The 13103-nt window shown below is 74.2% G+C and carries 14 protein-coding genes; 13 read left to right on the top strand and 1 reads right to left on the bottom strand.

Translation table 11 applies throughout. The features are described from left to right. Nucleotides 1–72 precede the first annotated feature (72 nt). The 8 genes from ACFQ8C_RS07935 to ACFQ8C_RS07900 all read left to right on the top strand — a co-directional run bounded on the left by ACFQ8C_RS07935 (nt 73) and on the right by ACFQ8C_RS07900 (nt 7001). On the top strand, nt 73–1161 hold the full coding sequence (locus tag ACFQ8C_RS07935) for a nitronate monooxygenase (RefSeq protein WP_383453395.1): 1089 nt from the start codon (nt 73–75) through the stop codon (nt 1159–1161). Next, nucleotides 1158–1901, top strand: a complete 744-nt coding sequence (locus tag ACFQ8C_RS07930) for a 16S rRNA (uracil(1498)-N(3))-methyltransferase (RefSeq protein ID WP_383453394.1) — start codon at nt 1158–1160, stop codon at nt 1899–1901. The genes ACFQ8C_RS07935 and ACFQ8C_RS07930 overlap by 4 nt, the downstream gene beginning before the upstream one ends. Before the next feature lie 105 nt (nt 1902–2006). Continuing rightward, complete coding sequence (locus ACFQ8C_RS07925; RefSeq protein ID WP_383453392.1) at nt 2007–3359, top strand: ATP-binding protein; 1353 nt, start codon at nt 2007–2009, stop codon at nt 3357–3359. Next, entirely contained in the window at nt 3356–4456 is a 1101-nt protein-coding gene (locus ACFQ8C_RS07920) for a tetratricopeptide repeat protein (protein WP_383453390.1), read from the top strand. The genes ACFQ8C_RS07925 and ACFQ8C_RS07920 overlap by 4 nt, the downstream gene beginning before the upstream one ends. Before the next feature lie 59 nt (nt 4457–4515). Further along, the gene (locus ACFQ8C_RS07915; RefSeq protein ID WP_383453388.1) at nt 4516–4875 is read left to right on the top strand and encodes a histidine triad nucleotide-binding protein; all 360 of its coding nucleotides are present in this window, start codon (nt 4516–4518) and stop codon (nt 4873–4875) included. 10 nt (nt 4876–4885) lie between these two features. Then, nucleotides 4886–5791: a ribonuclease Z gene (locus ACFQ8C_RS07910; protein ID WP_383453386.1), complete on the top strand. Its 906-nt coding sequence runs from the start codon at nt 4886–4888 to the stop codon at nt 5789–5791. Between the two features lie 2 nt (nt 5792–5793). Beyond that, nucleotides 5794–6795, top strand: coding sequence for an adenosine deaminase (locus ACFQ8C_RS07905; protein WP_383453450.1), 1002 nt, complete (start codon nt 5794–5796; stop codon nt 6793–6795). A 71-nt stretch (nt 6796–6866) separates the two neighbouring features. Next, nucleotides 6867–7001 carry a hypothetical protein gene (locus tag ACFQ8C_RS07900; RefSeq protein ID WP_383453384.1) on the top strand — a complete coding sequence of 45 codons (135 nt, stop codon included), beginning with the start codon at nt 6867–6869 and terminating at the stop codon, nt 6999–7001. A gap of 14 nt (nt 7002–7015) precedes the next feature. Here the strand turns inward: ACFQ8C_RS07900 and ACFQ8C_RS07895 are convergent, their stop codons facing one another. Further along, nucleotides 7016–8362, bottom strand: a complete 1347-nt coding sequence (locus ACFQ8C_RS07895; protein WP_383453382.1) for an MFS transporter — start codon at nt 8360–8362, stop codon at nt 7016–7018. 272 nt (nt 8363–8634) lie between these two features. On the opposite strand from ACFQ8C_RS07895, the gene ACFQ8C_RS07890 reads away from it, so the two are divergent. From ACFQ8C_RS07890 to ACFQ8C_RS07870, 5 genes are all read left to right on the top strand, one after another. Beyond that, entirely contained in the window at nt 8635–9780 is a 1146-nt protein-coding gene (locus ACFQ8C_RS07890) for a carbohydrate kinase family protein (RefSeq protein ID WP_383453381.1), read from the top strand. A gap of 104 nt (nt 9781–9884) precedes the next feature. Continuing rightward, the gene (locus tag ACFQ8C_RS07885; RefSeq protein WP_383453379.1) at nt 9885–10922 is read left to right on the top strand and encodes a PhoH family protein; all 1038 of its coding nucleotides are present in this window, start codon (nt 9885–9887) and stop codon (nt 10920–10922) included. Nucleotides 10923–10933: 11 nt separating this feature from the next. Next, nucleotides 10934–11431 (top strand): rRNA maturation RNase YbeY, encoded by a 498-nt coding sequence (gene ybeY / locus ACFQ8C_RS07880; protein WP_383453377.1) that lies wholly within the window; start codon nt 10934–10936, stop codon nt 11429–11431. Nucleotides 11432–11444: 13 nt separating this feature from the next. Then, nucleotides 11445–12752, top strand: coding sequence for a hemolysin family protein (locus ACFQ8C_RS07875; RefSeq protein ID WP_383453375.1), 1308 nt, complete (start codon nt 11445–11447; stop codon nt 12750–12752). After that, entirely contained in the window at nt 12749–13102 is a 354-nt protein-coding gene (locus ACFQ8C_RS07870; protein ID WP_383453374.1) for an MmcQ/YjbR family DNA-binding protein, read from the top strand. The genes ACFQ8C_RS07875 and ACFQ8C_RS07870 overlap by 4 nt, the downstream gene beginning before the upstream one ends. Nucleotide 13103: the final 1 nt, after the last annotated feature.

Here is a 13103-nt window from a genome sequence, read left to right as displayed (position 1 = left end):
TGCGTGAGAGGGGCGGCACTCTGAGTGCCGCCCCTTTCCCGTGCCCGGGAACGGGCATGACACGATGCCCATATGTCCACCACCGCACTGAACGATCTCTTCCGGTACCCGATCGTGCAGGCCCCCATGGCGGGTGGCGCCTCCTGTCCCGCGCTCGTCGGAGCCGTCGCCGAGGCCGGCGCGCTCGGCTTCCTCGCCGCCGGGTACAAGACGGCCGGCAGCCTCTACCAGGAGATCAAGCAGGTCCGCGGACTCACCGGACAGCCCTTCGGCGTCAACGTCTTCATGCCCCAGACCGGCCCCGGCGTCGACCCGGCGGCCATCGAGGTCTACCGCCACCAGCTCGCCGGGGAGGCCGGCTGGTACCGGACCGCGCTCGGCGAGACCGACGACGGCCGCGACGACGGGTACGAGTCCAAGCTGGCGATCCTCCTGGAGGACCCGGTCCGCGTCGTCTCCTTCGCCTTCGGCTGCCCCGAGCCCGAGACCTTCGAGGCCTTCGCCCGCGCCGGCACCTACACGATCGTCACCGTCACCTCCGCCGAGGAGGCCCGGACGGCCCAGGCGGCCGGCGCCGACGCGCTGTGCGTCCAGGGAGTGGAGGCGGGCGGCCACCAGGGCACGTACCGCGACGACCCCGCCGACGAACAGCCGGGCACCGGCCTCCTCGCCCTCCTCACCCAGGTCCGGGAGGCCACCGCGCTGCCGCTGGTCGCGGCCGGCGGCCTGATGCGCGGCGCGCAGATCGCCGCCGTCCTCGCCGCCGGGGCCGCCGCCGCGCAGCTCGGCACCGCCTTCCTCGTCTGCCCCGAGTCCGGCGCCCATCCGCTGCACAAGCGGGCCCTGACCGACCCGCTCTTCCACCGCACCGCCCTCACCCGGGCCTTCTCCGGCCGGCCGGCCCGCGGACTCGTCAACCGCTTCATGCGCGAGCACGGGCCGTACGCCCCCGCCGGCTACCCGGAGGTCCACCACCTCACCGCCCCGCTGCGGAAGGCCGCCGCGACCGCCGGAGACGCCCAGGGCATGGCCCTGTGGGCCGGCCAGGGCCACCGCCTCGCCCGCGAGCTGCCCGCGGGGGAGCTGGTCGAGGTGCTCGCCGCCGAACTCGACACCGCCCTCACCGACCTCGCCGACCCGGCCCTCAGGAGTGCCTCATGACCGCCCCCGTCTTCGTCGTCGACGCCGTCCCCGGCGCCGGCACCTTCGTCCTGGAGGGGCCCGAGGGACGGCACGCCGTCTCCGTGAAGCGGCTCCAGGCCGGCGAGGAGCTGGTCCTCACCGACGGCCGGGGCCGCTGGGCGCGGTGCGTGGTGCGGGAGACCGAGGGCAAGGACCGGCTGACCGTCGAGGTGACGGCGGACCACGAGGAGCCGGAGGAGCTGCCGCGGATCACCGTCGTCCAGGCCCTCCCCAAGGGCGACCGGGGCGAACTCGCCGTCGAGACCATGACCGAGACCGGCGTCGACGCGATCGTGCCGTGGGCCGCCTCCCGCTGCATCACCCAGTGGCGCGGCGACCGCGGCCTCAAGGCGCTCGCCAAGTGGCGCGCCACCGCCCGCGAGGCCGGCAAGCAGTCCCGCCGCACCCGCTTCCCCGAGGTCGCCGACCTCATGACCACCAAGCAGGTCGCCCAGCTGCTCGCCGGCGCCGACTTCGCGGCCGTGCTGCACGAGGACCGCGACCACCCCAGCGGCGCCCTCGCCACCGCCGGGCTCCCCGAGAAGGGCTCGATCGTGCTGGTCGTCGGCCCCGAGGGCGGGGTCTCCCCGGAGGAGCTGGCCGCCTTCGAGGCGGCGGGAGCGAAGCCGTACCGGCTCGGCCGGAGCGTGCTGCGGACCTCCACGGCGGGTACGGCGGCCACCGCCCTCGTCCTCGGCCGCACCGGCCGCTGGGGCTGAACCGGCCGCCGGGACCGAACCGGCCGCCGGGGCCGAACCGCGCGGGGGACCCGTCAGGGGGGACCCGGTGTCCGAGCGACCCGGGCCTTTTCTAGGCTGACCCGTATGGCCGACGAGTCCCCTCTGATCCGCAGTCTGCGCGCCGCGGTCGCCGCCGCGCCCGGCGACGTGCCCCTGCGCCTCCACTTCGCCGAACTCCTCCTCGCGGAGGGGCGGAACGACGAGGCCGTCGCGGAGGCGGCCGTCGCCCTCCAGCACGCGCCGGGGGACGCCGCCGCCCGTGCCCTGATGGTCCGCGCCATGGGGCTGCCGCCGGCCGTGGCCGAGGCCCCGACCGCGGCCGAGACCCCGGTCGTACGGCCGGCGCCCGAGGTTCCGCCGGCGCCGGCGCCCGGTCCCGTACCGCAGACCCCGCCCGCGTCGCAGACCCCGCCCGGCCCCGTCCCGCCCGAGCCGAGGTCCTCCTTCGACTGGGCCGCCGCCGAGGAGCAGGTGTCCGACCTCGTCGGGCCGCGGTACCTGGAGGAGCCGCAGGCCGAGGGCGGGGACGGGCGCGCCGGGGACGCGGCCGCCTGGGACGTGGACGCGCCCGGGGCCGTACGCCTCGCCGACGTCGGCGGCATGACCGACGTCAAGGAACGGCTCGAAGCCGCCTTCCTCGCACCCATGCGCAACCCCGAACTCCGCCGCCTCTACGGCAAGTCGCTGCGCGGCGGGCTCCTCCTCTACGGTCCTCCCGGCTGCGGCAAGACCTTCATCGCCCGGGCCGTCGCCGGCGAGCTCGGCGCGAACTTCCTGACCGTCTCGCTCTCCGACGTCCTCGACATGTGGATCGGGGCCTCCGAGAAGAACATCCACGACATCTTCGAGACCGCCCGCCGGCAGGCCCCCTGCGTCGTCTTCCTCGACGAGCTCGACGCCCTCGGCGGCAAGCGCTCCCGCACCCACAACAACGGGCTGCGCAACGTCGTCAACCAGCTCCTCACCGAGCTCGACGGCATCGCCTCCGGCGCCGGCAACGAGGGGATCTTCGTCCTCGCCGCCACCAACGTGCCCTGGGACGTCGACCTCGCCCTGCGCCGCCCCGGCCGCCTCGACCGCACGCTGCTCGTGCTGCCGCCCGACGCCCCCGCCCGCGAGGCGATCCTCCGCTACCACCTGCGCGACCGGCCCATCGAGGCCGTCGACCTCGGCAAGCTCGTCAAGGTCACCGAGGACTTCTCCGGCGCCGACCTCGCCCACCTGTGCGAGACCGCCGCGGAGACCGCCCTCCTCGACTCCGCCCGCACCGGCTCCGTCCGGCTCATCACCACCAAGGACCTGCTCGGCGCCGCCAAGCAGCTCCGGCCCTCCACCGAGCCCTGGTTCGCCGCCGCCCGGAACGTCGCCATGTTCGCCAACGAGGGCGGTCTCTACGACGACCTCCTCGCCTACCTGAAGCGGAAGCGCAAGCTGTGACCACGCCCACCGCACTCGCCCGGGCCGAGGCGCTCTACGAGGCGGGCCGGTACGAGCAGGCCGGCGAACTCGCCGTCCGACACCTCGCCGACGACCCCGAGGACGCCGACGCGCTCACCCTGCTCGCCCGCTGTCAGCACCGGGCCGGGAACCACCCCGCCGCCCTCGTCGCCGTCGAACAGGCGCTGCGCGCCGAACCCGAGCTGGTCATGGCGCACCTGATGCGCACCCAGATCCTGCTCGCGCTCAAGCGGTACGGGGAGGCCGAGGACGCCGCCCACCGCACGGTCCGACTGGCCCCGCAGTTCTGGGGCAGCCACTACGCGCTCGGCACCGCGCTCGCCGAGACCGCCGAGGCCGGCCGCGGCCGCGACCGGGCCAGGACCGCCGCCGCCTACGAGGCGGCGCGCACCGCCGTCGCCCTCGGCCCCGAGGAGGACGCCGCCCACTTCCTCGTCGGCCTCACCGCCCAGCGGCGCGGCGACCACGCCACCGCCCGGCAGGCCTACGAGACGACCCTGCGGCTCAACCCGCAGAGCAGCGAGGCCCACAACAACCTCTCCCTGCTGAAGCTGCGCCGCCGCTGGTTCCGGCGCGGGGCCTGGACCCAGGCCGCCGAGGGCTTCGTCGCCTCCGCCGCGCTCGACCTCGGCGACCGCAAGGCCCGCTTCAACCTGGAGGCGATGGCCTGGGGGACCGCCGCCGGCGCCCGCTGGGTCGCCCTGCTCGGCTTCCTCGCCTCCGCGCTCGGCTCGGCCCCGGTCCGGACCGGGGCGACCGGCGCCGACGCCGTCGTGCCCTTCGTCGTCGGCGCCGTGGTCCTCGTCGGCGCCTGGGCCGGCTGGGCCGTGTGGATGGGCCGCCGGGTGCCGCCGAGGCTGCGCCGTCCGCTGCTGCTCGTCGCGCGCAACTGCCGGCCGGTGCTCGCGATGGCCGCCGCCGTCGGCCTGCTCGGTCTGTACTCGGCGGTCACCATGGTCCTGTGGTCCTTCGACGCGGGGGTCGTCGGCGCCCTCGGCACCCCGCTCTTCTGGGCCGTCGTCATCACGTACTGGGTGAGCCGCTCGGCCCTCAACCGGCGGATGCCCAAGGACTGACGGGGCCGCCGGATAGCATGCGCAGGTACTGACCACCCGAGGGCGAGGAGGCCCGGAGCATGGCCGGAGAGCCGCAGAGCGACTGCCTGTTCTGCAAGATCGTGGCCGGGGAGGTGCCGGCGACGCTCGTCCGCGAGACCGAGACCACGCTGGCCTTCCGCGACATCAACCCGCAGGCGCCCACCCACGTGCTCGTCATCCCGCGCCTCCACTACCCGGACGCCGCCTCGCTCGCTGCCGCCGCGCCGACCGTCGCCGCCGACGTGCTGCGCGAGGCCGGCGAGGTCGCCGAGCAGGAGAAGGTCGACGGCAGCGGCTACCGGATCGTCCTCAACACCGGCGCCGGCGCCGGCCAGACCGTCTTCCACGCGCACGCGCACGTGCTGGGCGGCCGCGGCCTCAACTGGCCTCCCGGATAGGACCGTTCCCGTGTCCGTCCGTGAACTCGTCGTCCTCGGCACCGCCAGCCAGGTCCCGACCCGTCACCGCAACCACAACGGCTACCTGCTGCGCTGGGACGGCCACGGCCTCCTCTTCGACCCCGGAGAGGGCACCCAGCGCCAGATGCTGCGGGCCGGGGTCGCCGCGCACGACCTGAACCGGATCTGTGTCACGCACTTCCACGGCGACCACTCGCTGGGCCTGGCCGGGGTGATCCAGCGGATCAACCTCGACCAGGTCCCGCACCAGGTCACCGCCCACTTCCCGGAGAGCGGCCGGCACTTCTTCGAGCGGCTGCGGTACGCCACCGCCTACCGCGAGTCCGTCGAGCTGACCGAGGCGCCGGTCGCGGAGGACGGCGTCCTGGCCGTCACCGAGGCCTTCGCCCTGGAGGCCCGCCGGCTCTCCCACCCCGTCGAGTCCTTCGGCTACCGGCTCGTCGAGCCCGACGGGCGCCGGCTGCTGCCCGAGCGGCTCGCCGCGCACGGCATCAAGGGCCCGGACGTCGGCCGCATCCAGCGCGAGGGCGCCCTCCGCGGGGTCGGACTGGACGAGGTGAGCGAGGTCCGGCGCGGACAGCGCTTCGCCTTCGTCATGGACACCCGCCTCTGCGACGGGGTGCACGCCCTCGCGGAGGGCGCCGACATGCTCGTCATCGAGTCCACCTTCCTCGACGCGGACGTGCGGCTCGCCGAGGACCACGGCCACCTCACCGCGGGACAGGCCGCCGCGGTCGCCCGGGACGCGGGCGTCCGGCACCTCGTCCTCACCCACTTCTCGCAGCGCTACTCCGATCCGTCGGAGTTCGAACGGCAGGCCAGGGCCGCCGGATTCGCGGGCGAGCTGAGCATCGCCCAGGACCTCATGAGGGTCCCCGTACCGAAACGAACGTGAACATGCACCTCCCCGCACCCCTTCCCAAGGCCGAGCTCCACCTCCACATCGAAGGCACCCTCGAACCCGAGCTGGCCTTCGCCCTCGCCGCCCGCAACGGCGTCACCCTGCCCTACGCGGACACCGAGGAACTGCGCGCCGCCTACCGCTTCGGCGACCTCCAGTCCTTCCTGGACCTCTACTACGCGCTGATGGCGGTCCTGCGCACCCCCGAGGACTTCACCGCGCTCGCCGACGCCTATCTGGAGCGGGCCGCCGCGCAGGGGGTCCGGCACGCCGAGATCTTCTTCGACCCGCAGGCGCACACGGCGCGCGGAGTCCCGTTCCCGACCGTCATCGAGGGGCTGAGCGCCTCCCTCGACCGGGCCGAGGAGCGGTACGGGGTCTCCACCCGGCTCATCATGTGCTTCCTGCGCGACGAGTCCGCCGAGTCGGCGCTCGCCACGCTGGAGGCCGCGAAGCCGTACCTCGACCGGATCACGGGCGTCGGCCTCGACTCGGCCGAGGTCGGGCATCCGCCGGCGAAGTTCCGCGAGGTGTACGAGGAGGCCGCCCGGCTCGGACTGCGGCGGGTCGCGCACGCGGGCGAGGAGGGACCCGCGTCGTACGTCCGCGAGGCGCTCGACGTCCTCGGGGTGGAGCGGATCGACCACGGGCTGCGGTGCATGGAGGACCCGGAGCTGGTCGAGCGCCTGGCCCGCGAGCGGATCCCGCTCACCCTGTGCCCGCTGTCGAACGTCCGCCTCCGGGTGATCGACACCCTCGCCGACCACCCGCTGCGGGCCATGATGGACGCCGGCCTGTTGGTCACCGTCAACTCCGACGACCCCGCCTACTTCGGCGGCTACGCGGGCGACAACTACGACGCCGTCTCCGACGCCCTGGCCCTCACCGGAGAGCAGCTGCGCACCCTGGCCCGGCACTCCTTCGAGGCCTCCTTCCTGGAGGACGACGAACCCCGCCGGGCCCGTTACCTCGCCGAGGTGGAGGCGTACCGCTTCTAGCGGCGGAGTCCTTTCCGCGAACGATCCTCCCGGCGATACCGGGAGGATCGTTCGTTTCGGGGGAGCAGCGAGTGGTGGATGTGAACGGGCCCGGAGGGGCGGGTGGTTCGCCCCGCGAGGGCGAGGGCGGGGAGTCGGCGGCCGCCGTCCCGCAGGCCCCCTGTGCCGCGTCCCCCGAGCAGTTCTGGTGGCTCGCGGTCACCTGACGCGGACGGTGGCCTCAGCCCCGGTCCGACGGCCGGGCCAGGCGGAAGGCCGAGCGGGCGCGGCGGGCGGCCGTCGCCGGGGCCGGGATCGGGGCGATCTCCTGCTCCGGGGCCCCGACCTGGGGGAGGAGGGCGGTGGTCGTGGGCGTCGTGCCCGCGACGACGGCGGCGGGGGCGCCGCCGCGGCGGCGGATGGAGCCGGGGACGAGCGGGCGGCCGGAGGCGTGCCGGGCCACCGCCGTCATGGGGGCGGCCACAAGCAGCAGCAGGCCGGCCAGGACCGCGCCCATGCCCGGGTAGCCGGCCGCCTCCGAGAGGACGCTGCCGGCCAGCGGCCCGCAGGCCGTGCCGAGCGAGGACGCCGAGCCGACCAGGACGGCCCAGCGGCCGCGCGGGTCGAGGGAGGCGGCGAGGCCCAGCAGGTAGGAGAGGACCACCGGGTAGACGGCGTTCCAGAGGATCTCGCCGGTCGCGAAGGAGGCGAGGCCGCCGGCGGCCGAGCTGAGCAGCACGCAGCCGGCGATCAGGACCGTGCCGGCGCCGATCGGCACCGCGCGGCCGAGCCGCGAGCCGAGCGCCCCGGCGGCGGTGACCCCGGTGAGGCCCGCGCCGAGCGCCAGCGCGAAGACCGCGCCGACGGTCACCTCGGAGAGCCCCGCCTGGCCGGTGCCGATCCGTCCGCTCACGCCCCAGAGCGCGTTCTGGGCGAGGGACCAGCAGAGGAGGCAGCCGGCCAGGACCGCGCCCGCCCGGCGGTACGGCAGCGGCCCGCCCGCCGCCGGGGTCTGCGCGCCGGGCGCGCCCCGGTACGCGCGCGTGGCGCCCGGCAGCCGGCCGGTGACCGGCCAGACCAGCAGCGCCGCGCCCGCGAGCGCCAGCAGCGGCAGGGAGTGGCCGCCGCCGAGCCGCGGCAGCGTCAGGTACAGCGCGCCGGCCGTGGCCGAGACCGACAGCAGGCCCAGCGTGGAGGCCCGCTGCGGATCCGGCCGCCCGGCGATCCCGGAGGCCGCCACGGCCGTCGCGGTGCCCGAGCCGAAGCCGCCGAGGACCACCCCGGCGACCACCAGCGGCAGGCTGCCGGTCGCGGCGGCGGAGCCGTAACCGAGGGCCATCGCGAGCAGTCCGAGGCGGGCCGCCCGGCGGGGGCCGATCCGCTCCACGCGCGCGGCGAGCGTGAAACCGGCGGAGGCGGAGCCGAGCAGCAGCACCGAACCGACCAGGCCGGCCTGGGACGGGCCGAGGCCCAGTCCGGCGGCGAGCCGTCCGACGACGGTCGGCAGCAGGTACGGGGCGAGGTAACCGGCCGAGAAGAGGGCGACGAGGGCGACGAGGGCCCCTCGGGCGCGCGGGCGCGACGACATGGGCGTTCCAGGAACTGAACGGGGGGATGAGACGGCGCCCCGGTGATCCACGGGGTCGCGGCACCATGTGTATCAAGCAACCGAATGGGCGGAGAAGGCACTCTCCCCCGATTCGTCCTGTGATACAGGACACAATCGGTTTGGATGGAGGGAACCGGGGTATCGAGCGGCGATCCGTCGCGTCACCCCCGTCTCCCCGACCCCATCGGGCACACTGTCCGGACCGGCACCCCGGGTGCCGATCCCGCCGCACCACGACCGGGGAGTTCGCCGTGAGCACAGCCAGCGGAGACCAGCGCGCAGAGCCGCACGAAGGACCGGCCGGGGTCGACGGACCGGCCGGGGTCGACCCGCTGGAGACGGTCCGCGAGCCCGCCGACCCGGCCTGCGACGTCTTCCTCACCGGCACCGTCTTCCTCGACATCATCTTCACCGGCCTCGACAGCGCCCCCGTCCGCGGCACCGAGTCCTGGGCCCGCGGCATGGGCTCCAGCCCCGGCGGCGTCGCCAACATGGCCACCGCCCTCGCCCGCCTCGGCCTGCGCACCTCCCTCGCCGCCGCCTTCGGCGACGACCACTACGGCGAGTACTGCTGGGACGCCCTCGAACAGGGCGAGGGCATCGACCTCACGCTCTCCCGCACCGTCTCCGGCTGGCACTCCCCGGTCACCGTCTCCATGGCCTACGAGGGCGAGCGGACGATGGTCTCCCACGGGCACGAGGCCCCCCGGTCCGACGGTCCTCCCGTCCGCCCGCCGCGCGCCCGCGCCGCCGTCGCCTCCCTCGTGCCCGGCAGGACCGAGGAGTGGGTGGCCCGCGCCGCCCGCGACGGCGCCCGGGTCTTCGCGGACGTCGGCTGGGACGACACCGGCCGCTGGGACCTGGCGGGCCTGGCCGACCTGGAGCACTGCGAGGCCTTCCTGCCCAACGCCGCCGAGGCGATGCGCTACACCCGCACCGACTGCCCCCGCGCCGCCGCCCGGGCGCTCGCCGACAAGGTCCGCTACGCGGTCGTCACGCTCGGTGCCGAGGGCGCCTACGCCGTCGACGGCGCCACCGGCGAGACCGCCGAGGTCCCCGCCATCCGCGTCGAGGCCCTCGACCCCACCGGCGCCGGCGACGTCTTCGTGGCCGGCTTCGTCACCGGCACCCTCGCCGACTGGCCGCTCGCCGACCGGCTCGCCTTCGCCGGCCTCACCGCCGCCCTCTCCGTCCAGGAGTTCGGCGGCTCCCTCTCCGCCCCCACCTGGGCCGAGATCGCCGCCTGGTGGCAGCACGTCCAGCACGACGACCGCCAGGACCCCGCGCCGCTGCGGGCCCGCTACGCCTTCCTCGAAGGCCTCCTCCCGGCCCCCGCGCGCCCCTGGCCGCCCCGCCGCGCGGTCCCCACCATCGGCTTCCGCGCGGCCGTCCCGTAAACCGCTTCGGGCACACCGGTACCAGGTCGTAGGCTGGGTTCGAGAGGTTGTCGAGCCACGAGAACCCCGCAGCAGGAGGTAGGCGCAGGCCAGAGGGCCGGCCCATGACGCAGACACCCACAGCTCCCAACGGAACGCCGGGCGAGGCCCGGGCCCACTTCGCGGTGCCGGCCAAGCACCCCATGGTGACCGTCCTCGGCTCCGGCGACTCCCTGCTCCGCGTGATCGAGCAGGCGTTCCCCCGGGCGGACATCCACGTCCGGGGCAATCAGGTCAGCGCGGTCGGCGACCCCGCGGAAGTCGCCCTCATCCAGCGCCTGTTCGACGAGATGATGCTGGTGCTCCGCACCGGACAGCCGATGACGGAGGACGCAGTGGAACGCTCCATCGCCATGCTCAAGGCGAGCGAGAACGGCGAGGGCGCCGACGAGACCCCGGCCGAGGTGCTCACCCAGAACATCCTCTCCAGCCGCGGCCGCACGATCCGCCCCAAGACGCTCAACCAGAAGCGGTACGTCGACGCCATCGACAAGCACACCGTCGTCTTCGGCATCGGTCCCGCCGGCACCGGCAAGACCTACCTGGCGATGGCCAAGGCCGTCCAGGCCCTCCAGTCCAAGCAGGTCACCCGGATCATCCTGACCCGGCCGGCGGTCGAGGCCGGCGAGCGGCTCGGCTTCCTGCCCGGCACGCTCTACGAGAAGATCGACCCGTACCTGCGCCCGCTCTACGACGCGCTGCACGACATGCTCGACCCCGACTCCATCCCCAAGCTGATGGCGAGCGGGACGATCGAGGTCGCGCCGCTGGCGTACATGCGGGGCCGCACCCTGAACGACGCGTTCATCATCCTCGACGAGGCGCAGAACACGAGCCCCGAGCAGATGAAGATGTTCCTCACCCGCCTCGGCTTCGACTCGAAGATCGTCATCACCGGTGACGTGACCCAGGTCGACCTGCCGAACGGGACGAAGAGCGGTCTGCGGCAGGTCCGGGACATCCTCGACGGGGTCCCCGACGTCCACTTCTCGACGCTCACGTCCCAGGATGTCGTCCGGCACAAGCTCGTCGGCCGTATCGTCGACGCGTACGAGAAGTACGACAGCGCCAACGAGCAGCGCACCGGCCGCAACGGGAAGTAGAAGCACCGCACATGTCGATCGACGTCAACAACGAGTCCGGCACCGAGGTCGACGAGCAGGCGATCCTCGACGTCGCCCGCTACGCCCTCGGGCGCATGCGCATCCACCCGCTCTCCGAGCTCTCGGTGATCGTGGTGGACGCGGAGGCGATGGAGCAGCTCCACATCCAGTGGATGGACCTCCCCGGGCCCACGGACGTCATGTCCTTCCCGATGGACGAGCTGCGCCCGCCGGCCAAGGACGACGAGGAGCCCCCGCAGGGGCTCCTCGGCGACATCGTGCTCTGCCCCGAGGTCGCCACGAAGCAGGGCGAGGACGCCCCGACGAAGCACTCCATGGACGAGGAGCTCCAGCTCCTCACCGTCCACGGCGTCCTCCACCTGCTCGGCTACGACCACGAGGAGCCGGACGAGAAGGCCGAGATGTTCGGCCTCCAGGCGGCGATCGTCGACGGCTGGCGCGCCGAGCGGGGCCTCACCGGGCCGTCGCCGGCCCCGACCGTCAACTGACCCCGCGCGCCCGATGAGCATCCAGCTGATCCTCGGCGCGGTCGCCCTGGTCGTCGTCGCCTGGCTCGCCGCCTGCGCCGAGGCCGGGCTCGCCCGCGTCTCCAGCTTCCGCGCCGCCGAGGCCGTCCGTTCCGGGCGGCGCGGCGCCGAGAAGCTCGCCCAGGTCGCCTCCGACCCCACCCGCTACCTCAACGTGGCGCTGCTCGTCCGAGTCGCCTGCGAGATGGCGGCCGGCGTCCTCGTCACCTACGCCTGCCTGGAGTACTTCCCGGAGACCTGGGAGGCGCTCCTCGTCGCCATCGTGGTGATGGTCCTGGTCAGTTACGTGGCCGTCGGCGTCTCGCCGCGCACCATCGGCCGCCAGCACCCGCTGAACACCGCGACCGCCGCCGCGTACGTCCTCCTCCCGCTGGCCCGGATCATGGGCCCGATCCCGCAGCTGCTGATCCTCATCGGCAACGCGCTCACCCCGGGCAAGGGCTTCCGCAAGGGCCCCTTCGCCTCCGAGGCCGAGCTGCGGGCGATGGTCGACCTCGCCGAGCAGGAGTCCCTCATCGAGGACGACGAGCGCCGGATGGTGCACTCGGTCTTCGAGCTGGGCGACACCCTCGTCCGGGAGGTCATGGTGCCGCGCACCGACCTCATCTGCATCGAGCGGTACAAGACCGTCCGGCAGGCCCTCACCCTCGCGCTGCGCTCCGGTTTCTCCCGGATCCCGGTCACGGGGGAGAACGAGGACGACATCGTCGGGATCGTGTACCTGAAGGACCTGGTCCGCAAGACGCACATCAACCGCGACGCCGAGGCCGACCTGGTCTCCACCGCGATGCGCGCGGCGGCCTTCGTCCCCGACACCAAGAACGCCGGCGACCTGCTGCGGGAGATGCAGCAGGAGCGCAACCACGTCGCCGTCGTCATCGACGAGTACGGCGGCACGGCCGGCATCGTCACGATCGAGGACATCCTGGAGGAGATCGTCGGCGAGATCACCGACGAGTACGACCGGGAGCTGCCGCCCGTCCAGGAGCTCGGCGACGAGTGCCACCGGGTCACCGCCCGCCTCGACATCGGCGACCTCGGCGAGCTGTACGGCTTCGGCCCCGACGAGTTCGACGACGAGGACGTGGAGACGGTGGGCGGTCTGCTCGCCAAGGCCCTCGGCCGCGTCCCGATCTCCGGCGCCTCCGCCGTCGTCACCCTGCCCGACGGGCGGGAGCTGCGGCTGACCGCCGAGGCCCCGGCCGGCCGCCGGAACAAGATCGTCACCGTGCTCGTCGAGCCGGTGGTCCCGGCCGGCGCGGAGGGGGCGGACCAGGAGTGACCCCGGACCGGCTGCGCGCCTTCTGCCTGGAGTTCGCCGACGCGACCGAGGAGTTCCCCTTCGGGCCCGACACCTCGGTCTTCAAGGTGGCGGGGAAGCTCTTCGCCCTCTCCCGGCTCGACGGCGAGCCGCTGCGGGTCAACCTGAAGTGCGATCCGGAGGACGCCGTACGGCTCCGCGAGGAGTACCCGGCGATCACCCCCGGCTACCACATGAACAAGCGCCACTGGAACACGGTCGAGGTGGCCGGGCTCCCGGACCGGATGGTCCGGGAGCTCGTCGAGGACTCGTACGACCTGGTCGTCGCCGGCCTGCCGAAGGCGGTACGGCTCCGGCTCGACCGGCCGTAGC

It is taken from the genome of Streptomyces sp. NPDC056503 (genome assembly GCF_042794995.1).
Classification (GTDB): domain Bacteria; phylum Actinomycetota; class Actinomycetes; order Streptomycetales; family Streptomycetaceae; genus Streptomyces.
Note: the sequence above shows the minus strand (reverse complement) of the source record. Positions and strands in the feature narration are given on the sequence as shown.